The following is a 19,807-nucleotide window of genomic DNA, read 5'->3' as shown; positions in this document are numbered from 1 at the left end:
CGGCGCGGGCCGGGAACCTCGGCGTCGAGGTTCCCGGCCCGCGTCGGGGAAGTGCGGTGGCTCAGCCCGTGGCGATGCGCCGCGCGCTGTTGTAGCCGGGCATCGAGTCGACGCTGACGACCTTGACCGGCTGGCCGGAGGTCGAGGCGTGGACCATCTGGCCGTTGCCGATGTACATCGCGACGTGGCTGACCGGGCTGTAGAAGAAGATCAGGTCACCCGGCTGCAGCGCGTCGCGCGAGACGGGCGCCCCCATCCGCGACTGGGCGCTGCTCGAGTGCGGCAGGCTGATGCCGGCCGCGGCGTAGGCGTACTGCGTGAGGCCCGAGCAGTCGAAGGCGTTCGGACCGGCGGCGCCCCACACGTACGGGTCGCCGACCTGCGCCAGCGCCGTGTTGACCGCGACCTGGGCGGCGGCGGTCGGTGCCGGCGCGGCCGCGATCGTGGTGAGCGACTGCCCGGACGAGGCCCGGGTGGCCGCCGCCTGCTGCGGCGCCGACAGGGCGTCGTACTGACGCTGGTAGTCGGCCTTCTGCTTCTCGAGGTCGGCCTGCTTGGCCTCGATGTCGGCGAGGGTCTGCTGCGCCTGCGCCTCGGCCTTGTCCGCGTTGTCGCGCGCGGTGTCGGCGGCGGCGGCGGCCTGGGAGACCTGCTCGACGACGTCGTTGGTGTGCCCGGCGATCGCGTCGAGCGTGCCGAGCTGCGAGATGAACTCGTCGGCCGAGTCGCTGGTCAGCATCACGTCGAGGCCGACGAGCTGGTTGCCGCCGGTCGTGTAGGCGGTGCGGGCGATCTGGCGGACCTGCCCGTCGAGGGCGTCGAGCTGCTGCTGCGCGTCGGCGACGGCCTGCTGGGCGGCGTCGGCGGCGGCCTGCTGCTGGGTCAGCGCCTCACGGGCGGTGTTGACCTGCTCCTGCACGACCTCCAGCTGGTGGCTGGCGTCGGCGACGAGCTGGGCGGCCTGCTCGGCGGTCGTGGCGCGGCCGGGCTCCGCGGCGGCGGTGCCGGGCAGCAGCGTGACGGTGAGGGCCGTCGTGGCACCCACGAGCAGTCCGGAGCGGATCCAGGCGCTGGCGCGGGTGCGGGTCGGATGGTGGTCGGGTCGTCGATCTGCATGCCCCAAGGCAGGGCGAAGCGTCGCCACGTGCGGCGGCTCTCCTTCTTCCTCAGCGACCGCCTACCGAGTTAGCTGACGGGTTCGGGCTGGGAAGATGGCGCCCTATCTCGTGCGCACCGGCGGACCGGTGCCCGTGAGAACTCACCCCAGTACTGCGGTGGGTCCCCGGCTCATCCTCGGGCACTGAGAGTGCCCTCCGATGACTCGGCGGTGATCGACCGAGGTCACCCCGGTAGGGCGACGACCGCCCGGTCGAACTCAGCCACCGTACGGGTGTGATGCAGTTGTGACAAATAGGGGGTGCCCCATTTGTCGGGATCATCACTGCGAGCACGCTCACAAGCGCGCGCCGTGATCGATTCGAGACCGACGGGCTCCCCGCTCCGCGGTCAGCCGGTGCGGCGGCCGTCCTCGCCGGGCTGGTGGCGCAGCGGCGGCACGAGACCGACGTCGGCCAGGGCACGCACGGCCCGCCGCTCGACCTCGTCGAAGTCCACGACCACGCCGGCCGGGGGCACGACGACGTCCTCCGCCGTCCACTCCTCCTCGGCGCGGGCGGCCGGACCGGCCGCGCGGTCGGCGAGCGAGACGACGACCGGGTCCTCGGTCTGCCAGCCCGGGGGCGCCCCGAGCAGGACGGTGACGACGCAGTCGCCGCAGCCGGTGCCGCGGGCGGTGCAGGTGTCGCAGTCGATGAGCATCGCTATCTCCTCCGTGAGTCCTCTGCACGGTAGGAAGGGCCACCGACAATTCCCGGCGGTCGGCGTCGGGCAGGCCTTGACAAGGCGGCGGGCTACGTGCCCGCGTACTCCCAGTGCCACGGCTCCTCGCGGCCGTTGCCCTGGTCGGCCCAGTTCGGGTGCAGCCAGCCGAAGCGACCGGCGTTGGCGACCATCCACAGGTACTGCGGCGTGCCGTAGGCGTCGATGCCGCCGCACAGGTCGACGGCCAGCCCCCAGCCGTGGTTGCTGGTGCCGGGCACCGCCGCGAGCGCGGGCTTCTGCCCGTACAACGTCACCTGGCTGTCGTAGGTGCGGTAGGAGTCGGTGATGCAGATCGGCGTCCCGAACGCGCCCGCGAACGCCGCCGACATCGCCCGGTAGGCCGCCGCCGCGTCGCAGCGCAGCCGGTGCGCGCCCACCCCGATCTCGCACAGCGCGCTCGGCGGGATCAGCCCGTTCGGGTAACCGCCCCAGGCCCGGGCTCCGTCGTAGCTCGGCGGGTAGACCGTGTTGCCGCACTCGACCTTCAACGCGTCGCCCGTCGGGCCGGGCGGCGCCACGGGCGCCCGCTGGGCCACGCTGGGCCGGCCGATCATCAGCACCTGGTCCGACGGCAGCTTCCGGACGACGACCGCCCCGGCCCGCGCGTCGGCGGCCAGCATCGTCTGCGGGTCCAGCGCGATGCCGACGTGGCCGAGCCCGGCCTCCGGCGTCCCGAGGAAGACGAGGTCACCGGGCAGGACGTCGGCCGGGTCGACCGGTGTGGTGACCGAGAAGAGCCCGGCCTGGTCGCCGGGCAGCTGGATGCCCGCGGCGGCGAAGGCCGACTGGACCAGCGAGCCGCAGGCCCACGAGTCGGGGCCGGCGGTGCCCGGCGCGTACGGCAGGCCGAGCTGCGACATCGCGAACGACACCGCCGACACGGTCTCCGCGGGCAGCACCAGAAGGGACGACGGCTGCGCCGGGAGCTGGGCGGCACCGGCCTGCGCGCCGCCGGAGTGCGCGGCCACCGGCACCAGGCCGGCCGGCAGCGAGGAGGCCGGGGCGCGCAGCGCGGAGGCCGGGGGCGGCGTGATCCCGGCGGCCTTGAGCTGGTCGAGGTAGGCCTGCCAGTTGGCCGCCGTCTTCTGGTTGACCTCCAACTGCTGCTTCTGCAGCTGGGCCAGCTGCGAGTCGACGACACCGAGCGCCTTGTCCAGCTCGTCGGTGACCGCGGCCGCCTGGGCCTCGAGGTCGTCGATCTGCTGCTGCACCGCGTCGGCCCGCTGCTTCGCCTGGTCCAGCGCCGCCTGCGCCCGGGCCTGGTCGTCCAGCGCCGCCTGCCGCTGCTGCTCCGCGGCGGCCACGACGACGGCCGTGTGCTTGTCGACGGCGTCGAGGTAGCCCATCGCCGCGATGACGTCACCGGGGTCGGCGCCGTTGAGGAGCACGGTGAGCGGGTCGAGCGTGCCGCCGTCCCGGTACGCCGCCGCCGCGTACTGCGCGACCACCGCCTGCCGCTCGGCGAGCACGCCCTGGGTCTGGTCGAGGACCGCCTGCGCGGCGTCGACCTGCTGCTGCGCCGCGACGAGGTCGCGCTGCGCGTCCGCGATCTCCGCCTGCCGCTGCTGCAGCCCCTTCTGGACCTCGGCCGCCCGCTGCTGCAGCTCGTCGAGGGCCGAGCTGTCGAGCACTCCGGAGGTACCGCCCGGCTGGTCGCTCGGGTCCGCCAGGGCCGGCGCCGGGGCGGCGAGCGCGAGGACGGCGGCCACGGCGACCACCGGGAGGGACGCGCGCCACCGGGAGCGCGGGAGCATCGGACCACCTCTCGGACCTCGGGACCGACCGGTCCCCGACGAGGGAGATCGTGTCCTGGGGATCCCCGTCTCGCCAGGTGAGAGGCCTTGTTACTCCTCCCGGGCGACCTGCGGGAGCCCCTCGGGCGCCCCGTGGCCGAACCGTGGTCGTCCGGCGCGCGTCCCCAGGACTGTCGTTGCCCCGACCTACCGTCCGCCCCGTGCCCCCCTCCACCGGTCTCTTCCCCGCTTCCCGGGCCGGCGGCGCGGTCTTCGACCCGCCCGGTTACGTGCAGGCGACGATCGAGGAGCTCGGCACCCCCCTGTCGACGGTGACGTTCGTCGTCGTCGACCTGGAGACCACCGGCGGCTCGCCGAACGACAGCGCGATCACCGAGATCGGCGCGGTCAAGGTGCGCGGCGGAGAGGTGCTCGGCGAGTTCCAGACGCTCGTCGACCCCGGCACCGAGGTCCCGCCCTACATCAGCGTGCTGACCGGGATCACCACCGCGATGGTGCGGGCGGCCCCGCGGATCGACGCCGTCCTGCCCGCGTTCCTCGAGTTCGCCCGCGGCGCGGTGCTCGTGGCGCACAACGCGCCGTTCGACATCGGGTTCCTCAAGGCCGCCTGCGCCGCGAACGGCTTCGCCTGGCCGCCGGCGGCCTCCGTCGACACCGCCGTCCTGGCGCGGCGGCTGCTCACCCGCGACGAGGTGCCCAACTGCAAGCTGGCCACCCTCGCCCCCTTCTTCTCCACGAGCACCCAGCCGTGCCACCGCGCGCTGGCCGACGCGCGGGCGACCGTCGACGTCCTGCACGGGCTGTTCGAGCGGCTCGGACCGCTCGGCATCACCTCGCTCGAGGAGTTGACCGGGCTGACCCGGCAGGTCGACCCCGAGCGGCGGCGCAAGCGGCACCTGGCCGACGACGTGCCGCACGGCCCCGGCGTCTACGTGTTCCGCGGGCCCAAGGACGAGCCGCTCTACGTGGGGACGTCGAACGACCTGCGCAGCCGGGTCCGCAGCTACTTCACCTCCGGCGAGCAGCGCCACCGGATCACCGAGATGGTGGGCCTGGCCAAGCGGGTCGAGGCGCTGCCGTGCGCGCACGACCTGGAGGCCGCCGTTCGCGAGCTGCGGCTGATCGCCGAGCACAAGCCCCGGTACAACCGCCGGTCCCGCTTCCCCGAGCGGGCGCTGTGGCTGCGGCTGACCGAGGAGCCGTTCCCCCGGCTGTCGATCGTGCGCCGGGTCCGGCCGGGCGCGGGGGTGTTCCTCGGGCCGTTCCCCGACCGCCGCGCCGCCGACGCCGCGGCGGCCGCGGTGCACGACGCCCTGCCGCTGCGCCAGTGCACGGCCCGGATCTCGGCCCGCGCGACCGGGAACACGGCCTGCGCGCTGGCGGGCATGGGCCGCTGCGGCGCGCCCTGCACGGGGGCGCAGACGGTCGAGGAGTACGCCCCCATCGCCGAGGTCTTCCGGGCCGCGGTCGCCTTCGACCCGCGCGAGCTCGTCGCGCCGCTGCTGCGCCGGGTCGACCGGCTCGCCGCCGAGGAGCGCTACGAGGACGCCGCGGTGCTGCGCGACCGGGTCGCCGTCCTGCTCCGCGCGGTGCGCCGGCGTCAGCGCCTGGAGTCGCTGGCCCGTGTGCCCGAGCTGGTGCTGGCCCGGCCGGACGGCGACGGCGGCTGGCACCTGTCCGTCGTCCGCCGCGGACGGCTGGTCGGGGCGGGCAACGCCCCGCGCGGCACGTCGGTGCGCGGCACGCTGCCGGGCCTGCTGTCCACCGCCGAGACGCCGATCGGCCCGGCCGACGAGCCGGCCGCCTCGGTCGACGAGACCGAGCTGGTGCTGCGGTGGATCGAGAAGCCCGGCACGCGGCTGGTCCAGGTCGAGGGCACCCTCGCCTGCCCGGTGCCCGGAACCGGCCCGTTCAACGGCTTCCTGGCCCGCGTCGAGGCCAGCCGGGCCGAGCGCAACCCGTTCGCCGACGACCGGTCGCTGTCCACCCGCGCCCGGCCGGAGCGGGTGACGGCGGGCGTGGCCCCCGCCCGGCTAGGCTCCCGGGCGTGATCACCGCCATCGTGATGATCGACGCCGCCACCGACTCGATCGGCGAGGTCGCCCAGGCGGTGGCCGACCTGGACGGCGTCAGCGAGGTCTACTCCGTCGCCGGCGACACCGACCTGATCGCCATCGTGCGCGTGCGCGAGTTCGAGCAGGTCGCCCAGGTCATCGCCGGGCGGATCAACAAGGTGCCCGGCGTCATCGACACCGACACGCACATCGCCTTCCGCGCCTACTCGAAGCACGACCTCGAGGCGGCCTTCTCGATCGGCTTCGACACCGCCGACTGAACAAGGAGCCCTCTGCCCCCCACCGCTCGCACGCTCGCGGCGGGCCCCTGCAGAGGGGCCGTCAGGTACGCGCGATCTGCCGGCTGACCGCGATCCAGCGGTCGAGCAGCGCTGCGGCCCGTCCGTCGTCCACCGCCGCCGCGGCGCGGGCCATACCTGCCGCCAGTGCGTCGTGCAGCCGCCCGCCGCGCTCCTCGTACGCGGCCAGCGCGGCCGCCGCGTTGAGCAGGACGGCGTCGCGCACCGGCCCCGGCTCCCCGTCGACCAGCCGGCGGAACACCGCGGCGTTGAAGTCCGGGGCGCCGCCGCGCAGCGCGTCCGCCGGAGGCACGGCGATGCCGAGGGCGGTGGGGTCGACGCGGTCGGGCTCGACCTCGCCGTCCCGGACCACCCAGACCGACGACGTCGTCGCCGTCGTGAGCTCGTCCAGGCCGTCGTCCCCGCGGAAGACGATCGCGCGGGTGCCGCGGCCGGCGAGCACCGCGGCCAGCACCGGCGCCATGCGCAGGTCGGCGCAGCCGATGGCGGCCGCGACCGGCCGGGCCGGGTTGGTCAGCGGCCCGAGGAAGTTGAAGACCGTGCCGATGCCCATCTCGCGGCGCGGCGCACCCGTGTGCCGGAAGCCCGGGTGGAACACCGGCGCGAAGAAGAAGCCGATGCCGGCCTCCTGAACGCAGCGGGCGACCCCGGCGGCGGGCAGGTCGATGACCACGCCGAGCGCCTCGAGCACGTCCGCGGACCCGGACGACGACGACGCGGCGCGGTTGCCGTGCTTGGCGACCGGGACGCCGGCCGCCGCGACCACGACCGAGGCCATCGAGGAGATGTTGACCGTGTGCGCGCCGTCCCCGCCGGTGCCGACGACGTCGACGCAGTCCAGCGGGAGGTCGACCGGCGTGGCCCGGTCGCGCATCGTGTCGGCCAGGCCGCGCACCTCGTCGGCCGCCTCACCCTTGGCCCGCAGGGCGACGACGAACGCGGCGATCTGCGCGGGCGTCGCCTCGCCGCTCATGATCTCGCCCATCGCCCAGGCCGTGTCGGCCGCGGCGAGGTCCTGTCGGGCCAGCAGGCGGGAGAGCAGCCCCGGCCAGGTCTGGCCGGCGCTCACCGGCGGCGGACGACCGGCGGGCGGTCCGCGTGCTCGCGCAGCAGCTCGGCCACGACGCCCGGGGCGGTCAGCGGGTCGATCGGGAAGGGCAGGGTGCCGTCGGCCAGCGACCAGTGGGCCAGCCAGCGGTCGGGCTGGCGCGCGATGAGCACGCACAGCGCGGGCGGGTCGAGGACCTCTTCCCTCATCTGGCGCGACAGCGCCAGGCCACCGGTGGGCTGCGCCTCGCCGTCGAGGATGCACAGGTCGATGCCGCCGAGGTCCACCGCGGTGATCACCTCGTCGCCGGTCTCGCACTCGACCCAGGTGAGCGGGCCGACGTCGGCGGCAGGACGGCGCCCGACCGCCGTCCGGACGGCCTCGCGGACCTCGGGCCGGTGGCTGTAGACGAGCACGGTCGCGTCGGTCACGGTCCGGGAGCCTAGTGCCCTGTCCAGCGGTTCCTCCGCAACCGCGGCGGATCGGTCTCGAGCTGATCACGGTGGCCGCCACGCCATCGCACCCGCAGTCGTGACTGCCCTGTGCCGATGCCATGATGAGGCCGTGACAACGGCCCCCGTCGCGAGCAGCACCTTCGACACGTCGCGGGTGCACTCCCTGACCCGTCCGAACATGGTCAGCGTCGGCACGATCGTCTGGCTCGCCAGCGAGCTGATGTTCTTCGCCGGACTGTTCGCCATGTACTTCACCGCGCGAGCGCGTTCCACGACGGGGTGGCCGCAGCCGCCGACCGAGCTGAACATCCCGTACGCCCTGGTGGTCACGATCATCCTGGTGGCGTCCTCGGTGACCTGCCAGATGGGCGTCTTCGCGGCCGAGCAGGGCAACGTGTACGGGCTGCGCCGCTGGTTCTCGATCACCTTCGTCATGGGCCTGCTGTTCGTGCTCGGCCAGGCGAACGAGTACCGCAACCTGGTCGACGAGGGGACGACGATCTCCGGCTCGACCTACGGCTCGGTGTTCTACCTGGCCACCGGGTTCCACGGGCTGCACGTCATCGGCGGTCTCGTGGCCTTCGTCTTCCTGCTCATCCGGTCCACCATGGGCAGGTTCACGCCGGCCCAGGCGACCTCGGCCATCGTGGTCTCCTACTACTGGCACTTCGTCGACGTCGTGTGGATCGGGCTGTTCAGCACGATCTACTTCATCCGCTAGGAAGCCGGTGTCTCACACTTCGCAGTCCGAGTCCTCCCTCGACGACGACGCGCCTGCCCGCGGTCGCCTGTTCCGCCGACGCGCCGTCTCCGGCACGCCCGGCGACCGGGCGCGGGCCCGCAAGCGGTCCAAGGCGCGTCGGCGGCTGGCCAACGTCGCCGGCCTGATGGCCGCGCTCGTGCTGACCGGCGCCGTCTACTCGACGTTCGCGCCGGCCAACGCCGCCGACGACACGGCCACGGCGTCCGACGCCGTCGCCGCCGGCGAGGCGATCTACAACCGCAGCTGCATCACCTGCCACGGCGCCAACCTCGAGGGTGTGCCGCACCGCGGCCCCTCGCTCATCGGTGTCGGTGAGGCGGCGGTCTACTTCCAGGTGCACACCGGCCGCATGCCGCTGGCCCGCCAGGAGGCCGACGCGCAGGAGAAGCCGCCGGTGTTCTCCGACGCCGAGATCGACCAGCTGATGGCCTACGTCCAGGCCCACGGCGGGGGCCCGACGCTGCCCTCCGGGGACCTCCGCGACGGCGACCTGGCCCAGGGCGGTGAGCTGTTCCGGCTCAACTGCGCGTCCTGCCACAACTTCGTCGGTGAGGGCGGCGCCCTGTCCTCGGGCAAGGCGGCGCCGAGCCTGCTGGACGCCGACGACCTGACGATCTACACCGCGATGCTCACCGGTCCGGAGAACATGCCGGTGTTCGGCGACAACCAGCTCACGCCGCAGGACAAGCGCGCGATCATCAACTACATACAGACGGTCAAGGCGCAGGCGGACCCCGGTGGCGCGGGTATCGGACGGATCGGCCCGGTCAGCGAGGGCCTGGTCATCTGGGTCGTCGGGATCGGGATCCTGATGTTCGGAGTCTTCTGGATGGGGAGCAAGGCGTGACGGCGGGGGAAACGCGACCCGGTAGCACCGGCGGCCAGCAGCACAGCGGGCCGGACGAGGAGTACAGCCGGGAGCGGCTCGCCACGATGAGCCGCGACGAGCTGGACGCCCTGGGCGCCAGCTACGACGGCGTCGAGGTCCTGCACGTCGACCCGGGTCCCGCGCCCGGCTCGCGGCTGGAGAAGCGCGCCGTCCGCCAGGTCGGGCTGCTGTTCTTCCTGGCCGGCCTGCTCTCGTTCGCCTTCGTCGTGGTCTACGTGGGCTCCGGCTGGTTCCTGCCCGAGTGGTCGTGGACCGAGCACGAGAGCACCTGGAGCGCGCTGTTCACGCCGATGCTCGGCGCGACCCTCGGGTTGGCGCTGGTCTTCGTCGGCCTCGGGCTGGTGCTCTACACCAAGAAGCTGCTCCCCCACGAGACCGCGGTGCAGGCCAAGCACGAGGCGGGTCACTTCGACCAGATGACCACCGGCGCGACCCTGGTCACCTGGGGGCACCGCAGCGGTCTGGCCCGGCGCAAGCTGCTCACCCGCTCGCTGCTGTTCATGGGTGGCGGCATCGGCCTGGCGCTGATCATGCCGCTGGGCGGTCTGATCAAGAACCCGAACAAGGGCAACCCCCTGGGCACGACGCCCTGGGCGAAGGGTGTCCGGCTGCTGCGCATCGACGGCACCCCGATCCGCCCCGGCGACGCGGAGCCCGGCTCGCTGCAGACCGTCTTCCCGGGTGTCGAGGGGGGCAACACGGCCGCCGACGCGGCGACCATGCTCTTCCGCCTGCGCCCGGAGCAGGTGGCGCAGTTCCAGCCCCGGCCGGCCAACGAGGGCTTCGGGTACGCCGACTACGTCGCCTTCTCGAAGATCTGCACGCACGCCGGCTGCCCGGTGTCGCTGTACGAGCAGGAGACCAGCCGCATCCTCTGCCCGTGCCACCAGTCGCAGTTCGACATCGTCCTGGACGCCAAGCCGGTCTTCGGGCCCGCTGTCCGCCCGCTGCCGCAGCTGCCCATCACGGTCGACTCAGAGGGCTACTTCGTCGCCCGCAGCGATTACATTGAGGCCGTCGGCCCGACGTACTGGAACCGGGAGCGCATCTGATGGCTCGCACCGCAACGGCGCCAGGGGTCCCGACCACGCGTCTGGGCAAGGCCGCCGTCGAGCTCGACGACCGGTTCGTCGCGGCCAACTGGTTCCGGCGCACCCTCAACAAGGTCTACCCCGACCACTGGTCGTTCCTGCTCGGCGAGATCGCGCTCTACTCGTTCGTCGTCCTGCTGCTGTCGGGCACGTACCTGACGTTCTTCTTCGACGCCTCGATGCGCGAGGTCGTCTACGACGGGTCGTACGCGCCGCTCCGGGGTGTGTCGATGTCGGCGGCCTACGAGTCCACGCTGCACCTGTCGTTCGACGTGCGCGGCGGGCTGTTCATGCGCCAGCTGCACCACTGGGCGGCGCTGCTGTTCGTGGCGTCGATCCTGGTCCACCTGCTGCGCATCTTCTTCACCGGCGCCTTCCGCCGGCCGCGCGAGATCAACTGGCTGATCGGTGTCGGTCTGTTCGTCCTCGCCCTGCTCGAGGGCTTCGCCGGGTACACCATCCCCGACGACCTGCTGTCGGGCACCGGCCTGCGGATCTTCATGACGGTGATCATCTCGATCCCGATCCTCGGCACCTGGGTCTTCTTCGCCCTGCTCAACGGCGACTACCCCGGCGAGTTCATCGTCGGGCGGCTGTACATCATCCACGTGCTGCTCGTGCCGGCGATCCTCGTCGCGCTGATCACCGTGCACCTGCTGCTGCTGATCAAGCAGAAGCACACGCAGTTCCCCGGCCCGGGGCGGACCGAGCACAACGTCGTCGGCAACCGGTTCTTCCCGGTGTTCGCGGCCAAGTCCGGCGGCCTGTTCTTCCTGGTCTTCGGCGTGTGCGCGGCCCTGGGCGGCCTGGTGCAGATCAACCCGATCTGGCTGTGGGGCCCGTACAACCCGGCTCAGGTGTCCGCAGCGTCGCAGCCGGACTGGTACATCGGGTTCCTCGAAGGATCGATGCGCCTGTTCCCGGCGTGGGAGATCAACCTGCCGGGGAGCTACCAGATCCCGGCGCCGTTCTGGCCGACGGTCTTCCTCCCCGGGGTCCTGTTCACGCTGCTGGCGCTGTACCCGATCATCGAGCGGAAGCTGACCCGGGACACCGCGTCGCACCACCTGCTGCAACGGCCGCGGGACGTGCCGGTGCGGACGTCGCTGGGCGCGATGTCGCTGACCTTCTACCTGGTGCTGTTCCTGTCGGGTGGAAACGACATCATCGCGGACAAGTTCGACATCAGCCTGAACGCGATGACGTGGGCCGGGCGCATCGGGCTGGTGATCCTGCCGCCGATCGTCTACTTCTTCACCTACCGGCTGTGCATCGGGTTGGAGCGGCACGACCGCGAGGTGCTCGAGCACGGCATCGAGACCGGTGTCATCCGGCGCCTGCCCCACGGTGAGTTCATCGAGGTGCACCAGCCGCTCGGCCCGGTCGACGAGCACGGCCACGGCCAGCTGGCCTACGGCGGCGCTCCGGTGCCCAAGCGGATGAACCACGTCGGCGGTGCCCGCCGGGCCGTGAAGGGCTTCTTCTCCCCCGTCGAGTCGCCCGCCGCGGTCGAGGCCGAGCAGCGCGCGGAAGGCCGGGGTCTGTCGGCCGCCGAGTCCGACCGCGAGCTGACCAGCAGCGGCCGACCCAGCGAGGGTGGCCGGCCCTCCGACGGCGGTCGCCCGCAGGAGCCGCGCGACTGAGCTCAGCACGTCCCCAGCGAGGGCCCCGACGGTGTCGTCCGTCGGGGCCCTCGCTGCTTTCCGGCCGGCACCACCACCCACGTGCGCCGGCGCTCAGGGCCCTCCCGGGCGGCCGGAACCAGGGACGGATCCGGGCCTTCCCCGATGTACCAGGACGGCGCGGCCGAGCAGGCTTGCCGCATGACCTCAGCAACGCCGTTCCCCCCGCCGACGACCGAGCCGACCCCCGGTCCCCTCCCCCGGCCCCAGCTGCGCCGCAGCGGCACCGACTCGATGCTCGGCGGCGTCTGCGGCGGCCTGGCCGAGTACAGCGGCATCGACACCGTCCTCTGGCGGGTCGGTTTCGTCGCCCTCGCGCTGCTCGGCGGCTCGGGTTTCCTCGTCTACCTGCTGCTCTGGGTGCTCATGCCGCCGGCGCCCGACCGCCGTCCCGGCCCCCTGGACGGCCCCATCGAGCGGCTGCGGGGCGCGATGACCAGCCACCCGCCGCGCAGCTGACCGAACACGAAGAAGGGCCCCTCCCGCCGGCGGCGGGAGGGGCCCTTCGACGTCGCGGACGCCGATCAGCTCTGCGTGGCGTTCTGCCCCACGTAGTACTCGAACAGCAGGCCGCCGATGGTGACCAGCAGGGCGACGCCGGCGATGATGATCAGCCACGCGTACCAGAAGGCCAGCGCGAGGCCCATCAGCGCGGCGGACAGGCCGATCGCGAAGGGCCAGTAGCTGCCCGGGCTGAAGAAGCCCAGCTCGCCGGCGCCGTCGGCGATCTCGGCGTCCTTGCGGTCCTCCGGGCGGGCGTCGATGCGGCGCGAGACGAACAGGAAGAACCCGCCGACCAGGCCGGTGAGGCCGAACGAGAGGGCCAGCGCGGTGGTGCCGATCGGCTCCTTCGCCCACACCCCGTACACGATGGCGGCGATGAGGCACGCCACCGCGATGATGTTGAAGATGGCGGCTTCGACCTTCACGGCCGTCCCTCCTGCTGCGTGCTGATGACGACGACGCGGCGATCAGTCATGGGGTCCGCCGCTGGCGCCCACCGTGGTGGCGCCCCGCTGGTCCTCGGTCGTCAGGTCGAACGGGTGCGTGGTGACCGACGTGCCGGGCTGGCCGATGCTCTCCAGCGCCTGCGCCGTGGTGTCACCCGACTGGCGCGCCTGGATGTAGGCGTCGAAGTCGTCCCCGGACACCGCGCGCACCTCGAAGTTCATGTACGCGTGGTAGGTGCCGCAGAGCTCGGCGCAGCGCCCGACGTAGGCGCCTTCCTTGTTCACCGTCACGTCGAAGACGTTGTTCCGGCCGTTCTCGTTGCCCGGGATCACGTCGAGCTTGAAGAGGAACTCCGGGACCCAGAACGAGTGGATGACGTCGGCCGAGGCGACCTCGAAGCGGATCGTGCGGTCGGTGGGCAGGACGAGGATGGGGATCTGCTCGCTGTTGCCGACCGTGTTGACCGGGGTGCCGTCCGGGCCGGGGCTGTCCGGGTAGACGAACTGCCAGTTCCACTTGAATGCGTTGACCGCGACGGTGAGGTCGGGGTTGTTCGTGCGCTCCTGCACCTTGTTCTGGGTCACCACGGTGAAGAAGAACAGGACGGCGATGATCAGGAACGGGATGACCGTGTAGACGATCTCCAGCGGCAGGTTGTACGCGGTCTGACGCGGGAGTTCGTCACCGCGCTTCCGGTACCGGACGATGCACCAGATGATCAGGGTCCACACGATGATGCCGACGATCAGCGCGGCGATGCAGGACCAGGTCCACAGCTCCCGCATGTCGGTGGCCTGCTTGGTGACGCCCTCGGGCCAGCCGAACCGCCAGAACGTGTTGTTCGGGGCCTCGCAGCCGGCGAGGGCGACCAATCCCAGGAGACCGAGCGCGCCCACCCGCGCGAGCCTGCTGACTCGAGCCACTGCCCGTTGCCTCCTCGTCCCCCGCCCGGACCGCCCGGACGGCCTCCTCGCGCGAACCCGCCGCCGTCCGGAGAACCCGGGCGCCGCGGTGCCCCGCACGTCGATCACAGTGTGGGCCGAGACTATCCGACCCCGCTCGGCGACCGACCACCGCCAGACCGCGGCTCGGCGGGTCGTGGCCCGGCCGTGACCAGGGCGGGTGCCCGCCCGCTGTCCGGGTGCCGGTGTTCCCGGCCGCGCAGCCCGGTCGGGGTCCGCCGACGGTTAGAGTCAGAGGCGTGTACCGCCGGCTGCTGACCCCCCGCTGGGTGCTGTTGCACCTGCTCGTGGCAGCCCTGTTCGTCGCCACCTGGTTCCTCGCGTACTGGCAGCTGTCCAAGGCCGAGGCCGGCGGCGGAGCGGTCAACTGGAGCTACGCCGTCCAGTGGCCGCTCTACGGCTTCATGGGCCTGTGGTTCTACTCCCGCATGATCCGCAACGAACTGCACCGGGATCCCGACGAGGGCGAGCCCGGCAGGGAGGTCGTCCTGTACCAGCGCCCGCGCGTCGACACCACTGGCGACCCCGAACTGGCCGCCTACAACGCCTACCTCGCCGAGCTCAACGAGCGGGCGCTGAAGAACTCCCGCGGCCAGGCGGCTCGCTGATGACCGAGCAGACCCAGAGCCCTGCCCGCAAGCCCGCCCGGTCCGCCGACCGCGGTATCCCGGCGGCGCTCACCCGCTACCGCGTCATGGCCTACATCGTGGGCACGATGCTCCTGGTCCTCGTGTTCGTGGCCATGCCGATCAAGTACTTCGGGCACAACGACACCCCCGTCGCCATCGTCGGGACGGCGCACGGCTTCCTCTACTGCGTGTACCTGCTCACCGCGTTCGACCTGGCGCTGCGGGCCCGCTGGCGCGCCCTCGGCACCGTGCTGGTGCTCCTCGCCGGGACCATCCCGTTCCTCTCGTTCGTCGCCGAGCGGAAGGTCACCCGGAAGACGCGCGCCGGCGAGCGCCTGTAGCCCCCTCGTCCCCCACTTCCCTGGAGACCCGCGCATGTGCGGCCTGCTGGCCTACCTGTCCACCGACGCCGAGCGCGTCGACGAGACCCGCGTGGCCGACCTCCGCGGCGCGCTGCACTGCCTGCACCACCGCGGCCCGGACGACACCGCCGTCTGGTCGGACGCCCACGCCGTCCTGGCCTTCAACCGGCTGGCCCTCATCGACATCGAGGGCAGCCCCCAGCCGATGCCGTACGCGGCCGGGCGCTACCGGATCCTGTTCAACGGCGAGATCTACAACTACGTGGAGCTGCGCGAGGAGCTCGCCGCCGCCGGCATGGAGCTGGCCACCCACGGCGACACCGAGACCATCGTCGCCGGCTACCACCTGTGGGGCGAGAAGGTCGTCGAGCGGCTGCGCGGCATGTTCGCCTTCGTCATCTGGGACACCGAGACGAGGACGGCGTTCGGCGCCCGCGACCCGTTCGGCATCAAGCCGCTGTTCACCGCCCGCCTGGCCGACGGCGGGCTGGTCTTCTCGTCGGAGAAGAAGGCGCTGCTGGAGCTGCTGGGCGGCAGCGACGCCGCCGGCGGCGTCGACGGGGCGAGCCTGCAGCACTACCTGACCCTGCAGTACGTGCCGGAGCCGGCGACCCTGCACCGCGGCATCCACCGGATCGAGAGCGGCACCAGCTTCACCGTCGCCGGCGGCGAGCTGACCACCACGCGCTACTTCCACCCGACGTTCCCGGTCCGCCCGGTGGCCCCGGACGAGCAGCAGGCGCTCTACGACCGGATCGCCGCCGTCCTGGACGACTCCGTCCGTGTGCACATGCGTGCCGACGTCACCGTCGGCTCCTTCCTCTCCGGGGGCATCGACTCGACCGCGATCGCGGCGCTGGCCAAGCGGTACAACCCGAAGCTGATGACCTTCACGGTCGGCTTCGAGCGCCAGGGGTTCTCCGAGATCGACGTGGCCGCCGAGTCGGCGCGCGCGATCGGGGTCGAGCACATCACCAAGGTCGTGACGCCGGAGGAGTTCGCCGACTCGATCCCCCTGGTGGTCTGGTACCTCGACGACCCGGTGGCCGACCCCGCGCTGGTGCCGCTGTACTTCGTGGCCCGCGAGGCCCGCAAGCACGTGAAGGTGGTGCTCTCCGGCGAGGGCGCCGACGAGCTGTTCGGCGGCTACAACATCTACCGCGAACCGCTGTCGCTGGCCGCGTTCGACAAGCTGCCCGGCGGCATCCGCCGCGCGCTGGGCGCGCTCTCGTCGAAGCTGCCCGACGGCATGCGCGGCAAGGACCTGCTGCGCCGCGGGTCGATCCCGCTGGAGCAGCGCTACTACGGCAACGCGCGGATCTTCCGGGACGACGAGCTCTCCTTCCTGGAGAAGCGCGATCCCGACCTCTCGCACGTGGCCGTCACCGCGGAGCTCTACCGGCGCACCCGTGCGGCCGGCTACGACGACGTCACCGCGATGCAGTACGTCGACCTGTTCACCTGGCTGCGCGGCGACATCCTGGTCAAGGCCGACAAGATGACCATGGCCAACTCGCTGGAGCTGCGGGTCCCGTTCCTCGACCCGGAGGTGTTCGCCGTCGCCGGCACGCTGCCGGTCGACCAGCGGGTGACCAAGGAGACGACGAAGTACGCGCTGCGGCGCGCGCTGGAGCAGATCGTGCCGCCGCACGTGCTCAACCGGCGCAAGCTCGGTTTCCCGGTGCCGACCCGGCACTGGCTGGCCGAGGACCTGCACGACTGGGCGCGGCAGATCATCGAGGAGAGCCAGACCGACGAGTGGCTCGACCGCCGGCACATCCTCTGGATGCTCGACGAGCACCGGGACAACCAGCGGGCCGGCTCGTCGGTCGACTACTCGCGCAAGCTCTGGACGCTGCTGGTCTTCATGGTCTGGCACGGCATCTTCGTCGAGGGGCGGATCAAGCCCGAGATCCCCGAGACCGTCTACCCGGTCCGCCTCTGAGCCGTGATCATCGGCGAACGGCTGCACCCGTCGGCGTGTCGCACAGCCACCCGCCGATGATCGACCGAACCTCTCCAGATGCGTGACGACATCTTTCCGCTGACCAAGGCAGAACGCCGGGCAGCTCGAGCACGCTGGCGGCAGTTGAGCGCCCGAGAGCGCATGCGCGCGGGTCGGCTGGCCGAGCGAGGACTCCCCGCACCGTCACGTGAACTCTCCGCCGCCACGCTCCAGTGGGGGCAGTACATGCTGCAGCGCACGTGGTCCAACCGGATTCCCCGCTCGAGCATGGTCGTGGCAGGGCTGACCGCTGCGATCCTCGGCCTGCTCGCGCAGTTGGCCATCGGTGTCGGCTGGGTGCTGGTCGGCGGCGGGCTCGTGGCCGCCGCGATCGGATGGTTGACGTGGAGCCAGCGTCGGCTCGCCCACGCCATGGTCAGCGCGAATGCCGTCGTCCTCCACCACGGGGATGCAGCATCGGGCCCACCGGACCGTTGAACGCCTGAGGCCCGGAATCACCAGGATTCCGGGCCTCAGGCGTTCAACGCTCGCTGCCGAGCGGCGGTCAGCTCAGTGGAAGCTGTCGCCGCAGGCGCAGGAACCGCTGGCGTTCGGGTTGTCGATCGTGAAGCCCTGCTTCTCGATGGTGTCGACGAAGTCGATCACGGCGCCACCCAGGTACGGGCCGCTCATCCGGTCGACGATCACCTCGACGCCGCCGTACTCGTAGGTCTGGTCGCCGTCGAGGAAGCGCTCGTCGAAGAACAGCTGGTAGCGCAGGCCCGAGCAGCCGCCCGGCTGGACGGCGATGCGCAGCCGCAGGTCGTCGCGGCCCTCCTGGTCGAGCAGCGTCTTCACCTTGCTCGATGCGGCCTCGCTCAGGGTGACGCTCGTCGCGTCGGGAGCCTGCGTGTCCTGCACCGTCATGTTCTGTCCTCCCAGATCCGAGGTCCCGCAGCGGTCGTTCTCCGAGACCGGGTAACACCGCCGCGGCGGAGCTTCTTCCCACTGTACGGCGCGCGCACGCATCAGCCGAGGCACCCGATCGAGCGCACGTAGACTCGTCGGTCGTGAAGCTCCGCCTCCCGGGTCGCAAGTCGAGCGCCGAGACGACGCCGGACCCCTCTGCCGACCTGACCGACCAGCTGGTCAGGAGCTCCGGCAAGGGCCGTCCGACGCCCAAGCGCAGCGAGGCCCAGGGGCGCCGCCCGGGTCCGCCCCCGCCGCCGCCGACGACCCGCAAGGAGGCCTACCGGCGGATGCGCTCGTCGCAGGCGGCCAACCGCGGCACCGCCCGCGCGGCGGCGGCCCGCGGCGACGAGAACTACCTGCCGGCCCGTGACCGCGGCCCGGTGCGCCGGCTGACCCGCCAGATCGTCGACAGCCGCCGCAACGTCGGCAGCCTGTTCCTGGTCATCGCCGCGCTCGCGGTGGTCAGCTTCTTCGTCCGCAACGCCTACGTGCAGACCTACACCAGCCTGCTGCTGCTGGTCTTCTTCCTCTTCTTCATCGTCGACTCGGTCTTCCTCTCCCGGCGGATCAAGAAGGCGATCGCCGAGCAGCTGCCGAAGGAGAACCCGAAGGGCGCGGTCTGGTACGGCGTGAGCCGCTCGACGATGATCCGCCGCTGGCGCTTCCCCAAGCCCGAGGTCACGGAGGGCTGAGCCCGGGGATAGCGTCGGCGTACGTGGAGTACAGACGACTCGGCCGTTCCGGCCTCACCATCTCCGAGATCGCTTACGGCAACTGGCTGACGCACGGCAGCCAGGTCGAGGAGGACGCCGCGCACGCCTGCGTCAGCGCCGCCCTCGACGCCGGGATCACCACCTTCGACACCGCCGACGTCTACGCGCAGACCAAGGCGGAGTCCGTGCTGGGCCGCGCGCTGGCCGGCCAGCGCCGCGAGGGCCTCGAGATCTTCACCAAGGTCTACTGGCCGACCGGGCCCGGCCCCAACGACCGCGGGCTGTCCCGCAAGCACATCATCGAGAGCTGCAACGCCTCGCTCAAGCGCCTGCAGACCGACTACGTCGACCTCTACCAGGCCCACCGCTACGACGAGACGGTGCCGCTCGAGGAGACGATGACCGCCTTCGCCGACCTCGTGCGTCAGGGCAAGGCGCTCTACATCGGCGTCTCCGAGTGGCGGGCCGACGAGATCGCCGCCGGCGCGGCGCTCGCCCGCGACCTGGGCATCCAGCTCATCAGCAACCAGCCGCAGTACTCGATGCTCTGGCGGGTCATCGAGTCCGAGGTCGTCCCCACCTCGGAGAAGGAGGGCCTGTCGCAGATCGTCTGGTCGCCGCTGGCCCAGGGCGTGCTCACCGGCAAGTACAAGCCGGGCGAGCAGCCGGGCGCCGACACCCGCGCCGGGCACGCGAGCGTCGGTGGCTCGATGCAGGGCTTCCTGACCGACGAGATCCTCGGCGCGGTGCAGAACCTGCGCCCGATCGCCGACGACCTGGGGCTCTCGATGGCCCAGCTCGCGGTGGCCTGGGTGCTGCAGAACCCGAACGTCGCTGCGGCGATCATCGGCGCCAGCCGGCCTGAGCAGGTGCACGACAACGTCAAGGCCGCCGGCGTCAAGCTGGACGACGACGTCCTGAAGAAGATCGACGAGGTGCTCGGCGACGTCGTCGAGCGCGACGCCTCGAAGACCCAGCGCGGCTGAGTCGTCGGAGGCTGGGAGCGCAGGAATCCTGCGCTCCCAGCCTCCGCATCAGGTCGCGGCGAGGCTCATCGGGCCGTAGACCTCGTCGTCGCCGTGGAACAGCGTCACCGTCGCGACGCCGCGGGCCAGCAGCTCCCGCCAGTTCTCCCCCAGCCACGACTCGGCGTCGCCCTGGTTGTCCGCCTCGGCCACCTCGATCCCCAGCGAAGCAGGGTCGATCGCCGTGCCGGACGGGTCCTCCAGCCGCCAGTGCCAGGTCATGGCTGGCGAGGTTAGCCGTTGCCCGAGTGTGATCAACCGCCGGTTATCCGGTCCCCTGCGCGGGCATGACGGTGCATCGACGCGCCCGA

General features: G+C 72.0%; 22 protein-coding genes and 1 riboswitch. Of the genes, 13 read left to right on the top strand and 9 right to left on the bottom strand.

Going from position 1 to position 19,807, the window contains the following annotated elements:
• Positions 1-61: 61 nt before the first annotated feature.
• The 3 genes from GGQ55_RS19735 to GGQ55_RS19725 form a co-directional block, all read right to left on the bottom strand.
• Positions 62-1,045, bottom strand: coding sequence for a C40 family peptidase (locus tag GGQ55_RS19735; RefSeq protein ID WP_366489768.1), 984 nt, complete (start codon positions 1,043-1,045; stop codon positions 62-64).
• Positions 1,046-1,159: 114 nt separating this feature from the next.
• Positions 1,160-1,337: riboswitch (cyclic di-AMP (ydaO/yuaA leader) on the bottom strand.
• 169 nt (positions 1,338-1,506) lie between these two features.
• Positions 1,507-1,818 (bottom strand): hypothetical protein, encoded by a 312-nt coding sequence (locus GGQ55_RS19730; RefSeq protein ID WP_179719657.1) that lies wholly within the window; start codon positions 1,816-1,818, stop codon positions 1,507-1,509.
• 92 nt (positions 1,819-1,910) lie between these two features.
• Positions 1,911-3,635: a D-alanyl-D-alanine carboxypeptidase family protein gene (locus GGQ55_RS19725; RefSeq protein WP_179719655.1), complete on the bottom strand. Its 1,725-nt coding sequence runs from the start codon at positions 3,633-3,635 to the stop codon at positions 1,911-1,913.
• Between the two features lie 200 nt (positions 3,636-3,835).
• Here GGQ55_RS19725 and GGQ55_RS19720 point away from each other — a divergent pair, with 200 nt between their 5' ends.
• Positions 3,836-5,686 (top strand): DEDD exonuclease domain-containing protein, encoded by a 1,851-nt coding sequence (locus GGQ55_RS19720; protein WP_366489765.1) that lies wholly within the window; start codon positions 3,836-3,838, stop codon positions 5,684-5,686.
• A complete protein-coding gene (locus GGQ55_RS19715; RefSeq protein ID WP_179719653.1) occupies positions 5,683-5,970 on the top strand; it encodes an Lrp/AsnC family transcriptional regulator in 288 nt (95 codons plus the stop codon). The genes GGQ55_RS19720 and GGQ55_RS19715 overlap by 4 nt, the downstream gene beginning before the upstream one ends.
• A 61-nt stretch (positions 5,971-6,031) precedes the next feature.
• Here GGQ55_RS19715 and trpD read toward each other — a convergent pair whose 3' ends face one another.
• Entirely contained in the window at positions 6,032-7,078 is a 1,047-nt protein-coding gene (gene trpD / locus GGQ55_RS19710) for an anthranilate phosphoribosyltransferase (protein WP_179719651.1), read from the bottom strand.
• A complete protein-coding gene (locus tag GGQ55_RS19705; RefSeq protein ID WP_179719649.1) occupies positions 7,075-7,488 on the bottom strand; it encodes a response regulator in 414 nt (137 codons plus the stop codon). The genes trpD and GGQ55_RS19705 overlap by 4 nt, the downstream gene beginning before the upstream one ends.
• A 133-nt stretch (positions 7,489-7,621) precedes the next feature.
• Here GGQ55_RS19705 and ctaE point away from each other — a divergent pair, with 133 nt between their 5' ends.
• The 5 genes from ctaE to GGQ55_RS19680 all read left to right on the top strand — a co-directional run bounded on the left by ctaE (position 7,622) and on the right by GGQ55_RS19680 (position 12,396).
• Complete coding sequence (ctaE, locus tag GGQ55_RS19700) at positions 7,622-8,233, top strand: aa3-type cytochrome oxidase subunit III (RefSeq protein ID WP_179719647.1); 612 nt, start codon at positions 7,622-7,624, stop codon at positions 8,231-8,233.
• 7 nt (positions 8,234-8,240) lie between these two features.
• Complete coding sequence (gene qcrC, locus GGQ55_RS27960) at positions 8,241-9,122, top strand: cytochrome bc1 complex diheme cytochrome c subunit (RefSeq protein ID WP_436277835.1); 882 nt, start codon at positions 8,241-8,243, stop codon at positions 9,120-9,122.
• Complete coding sequence (qcrA, locus tag GGQ55_RS19690) at positions 9,119-10,216, top strand: cytochrome bc1 complex Rieske iron-sulfur subunit (protein WP_366489763.1); 1,098 nt, start codon at positions 9,119-9,121, stop codon at positions 10,214-10,216. Before qcrC ends, qcrA begins: the two co-directional genes overlap by 4 nt.
• Positions 10,216-11,898, top strand: a complete 1,683-nt coding sequence (gene qcrB / locus GGQ55_RS19685; protein WP_179719645.1) for a cytochrome bc1 complex cytochrome b subunit — start codon at positions 10,216-10,218, stop codon at positions 11,896-11,898. The genes qcrA and qcrB overlap by 1 nt, the downstream gene beginning before the upstream one ends.
• Positions 11,899-12,078: 180 nt before the next feature.
• Positions 12,079-12,396, top strand: coding sequence for a PspC domain-containing protein (locus GGQ55_RS19680; RefSeq protein ID WP_179719643.1), 318 nt, complete (start codon positions 12,079-12,081; stop codon positions 12,394-12,396).
• A 65-nt stretch (positions 12,397-12,461) separates the two neighbouring features.
• Here GGQ55_RS19680 and GGQ55_RS19675 read toward each other — a convergent pair whose 3' ends face one another.
• Positions 12,462-12,866, bottom strand: coding sequence for a cytochrome c oxidase subunit 4 (locus tag GGQ55_RS19675; RefSeq protein ID WP_179719641.1), 405 nt, complete (start codon positions 12,864-12,866; stop codon positions 12,462-12,464).
• 42 nt (positions 12,867-12,908) lie between these two features.
• A complete protein-coding gene (ctaC, locus tag GGQ55_RS19670; protein ID WP_366489760.1) occupies positions 12,909-13,784 on the bottom strand; it encodes an aa3-type cytochrome oxidase subunit II in 876 nt (291 codons plus the stop codon).
• Between the two features lie 305 nt (positions 13,785-14,089).
• Between ctaC and GGQ55_RS19665 the strand changes: the two genes are divergently transcribed.
• From GGQ55_RS19665 to GGQ55_RS19650, 4 genes are all read left to right on the top strand, one after another.
• On the top strand, positions 14,090-14,458 hold the full coding sequence (locus GGQ55_RS19665) for a metalloprotease (protein ID WP_179719637.1): 369 nt from the start codon (positions 14,090-14,092) through the stop codon (positions 14,456-14,458).
• Complete coding sequence (locus tag GGQ55_RS19660) at positions 14,458-14,820, top strand: DUF3817 domain-containing protein (protein ID WP_179719635.1); 363 nt, start codon at positions 14,458-14,460, stop codon at positions 14,818-14,820. The genes GGQ55_RS19665 and GGQ55_RS19660 overlap by 1 nt, the downstream gene beginning before the upstream one ends.
• Before the next feature lie 34 nt (positions 14,821-14,854).
• Complete coding sequence (gene asnB, locus GGQ55_RS19655) at positions 14,855-16,786, top strand: asparagine synthase (glutamine-hydrolyzing) (RefSeq protein ID WP_179719633.1); 1,932 nt, start codon at positions 14,855-14,857, stop codon at positions 16,784-16,786.
• 78 nt (positions 16,787-16,864) lie between these two features.
• Positions 16,865-17,284: a hypothetical protein gene (locus tag GGQ55_RS19650; protein WP_179719631.1), complete on the top strand. Its 420-nt coding sequence runs from the start codon at positions 16,865-16,867 to the stop codon at positions 17,282-17,284.
• Between the two features lie 72 nt (positions 17,285-17,356).
• Here GGQ55_RS19650 and GGQ55_RS19645 read toward each other — a convergent pair whose 3' ends face one another.
• On the bottom strand, positions 17,357-17,713 hold the full coding sequence (locus GGQ55_RS19645; protein WP_179719629.1) for a HesB/IscA family protein: 357 nt from the start codon (positions 17,711-17,713) through the stop codon (positions 17,357-17,359).
• 143 nt (positions 17,714-17,856) lie between these two features.
• On the opposite strand from GGQ55_RS19645, the gene GGQ55_RS19640 reads away from it, so the two are divergent.
• Both GGQ55_RS19640 and GGQ55_RS19635 read left to right on the top strand, forming a co-directional pair.
• On the top strand, positions 17,857-18,450 hold the full coding sequence (locus tag GGQ55_RS19640) for a DUF3043 domain-containing protein (RefSeq protein WP_179719627.1): 594 nt from the start codon (positions 17,857-17,859) through the stop codon (positions 18,448-18,450).
• 23 nt (positions 18,451-18,473) lie between these two features.
• Positions 18,474-19,457: an aldo/keto reductase family protein gene (locus GGQ55_RS19635; RefSeq protein ID WP_179719625.1), complete on the top strand. Its 984-nt coding sequence runs from the start codon at positions 18,474-18,476 to the stop codon at positions 19,455-19,457.
• 48 nt (positions 19,458-19,505) lie between these two features.
• Here the strand turns inward: GGQ55_RS19635 and GGQ55_RS19630 are convergent, their stop codons facing one another.
• Positions 19,506-19,718, bottom strand: coding sequence for a hypothetical protein (locus tag GGQ55_RS19630; protein ID WP_179719623.1), 213 nt, complete (start codon positions 19,716-19,718; stop codon positions 19,506-19,508).
• Between the last annotated feature and the right edge of the window lie 89 nt (positions 19,719-19,807).

It is taken from the genome of Petropleomorpha daqingensis (genome assembly GCF_013408985.1).
Classification (GTDB): Bacteria; Actinomycetota; Actinomycetes; order Mycobacteriales; family Geodermatophilaceae; genus Petropleomorpha; species Petropleomorpha daqingensis.
Note: the sequence above shows the minus strand (reverse complement) of the source record. Positions and strands in the feature narration are given on the sequence as shown.

Bases quoted from the DNA above. Each gene is read 5' to 3' on its own strand.
- GGQ55_RS19730 (WP_179719657.1), bottom strand. From the start codon at position 1,818: ATGCTCATCGACTGCGACACCTGCACCGCCCGCGGCACCGGCTGCGGC.
- GGQ55_RS19725 (WP_179719655.1), bottom strand. From the start codon at position 3,635: ATGCTCCCGCGCTCCCGGTGGCGCGCGTCCCTCCCGGTGGTCGCCGTG.
- qcrB (WP_179719645.1), top strand. From the start codon at position 10,216: ATGGCTCGCACCGCAACGGCGCCAGGGGTCCCGACCACGCGTCTGGGC.
- GGQ55_RS19680 (WP_179719643.1), top strand. From the start codon at position 12,079: ATGACCTCAGCAACGCCGTTCCCCCCGCCGACGACCGAGCCGACCCCC.
- GGQ55_RS19660 (WP_179719635.1), top strand. From the start codon at position 14,458: ATGACCGAGCAGACCCAGAGCCCTGCCCGCAAGCCCGCCCGGTCCGCC.
- asnB (WP_179719633.1), top strand. From the start codon at position 14,855: ATGTGCGGCCTGCTGGCCTACCTGTCCACCGACGCCGAGCGCGTCGAC.
- GGQ55_RS19650 (WP_179719631.1), top strand. From the start codon at position 16,865: ATGCGTGACGACATCTTTCCGCTGACCAAGGCAGAACGCCGGGCAGCT.
- GGQ55_RS19645 (WP_179719629.1), bottom strand. From the start codon at position 17,713: ATGACGGTGCAGGACACGCAGGCTCCCGACGCGACGAGCGTCACCCTG.
- GGQ55_RS19630 (WP_179719623.1), bottom strand. From the start codon at position 19,718: ATGACCTGGCACTGGCGGCTGGAGGACCCGTCCGGCACGGCGATCGAC.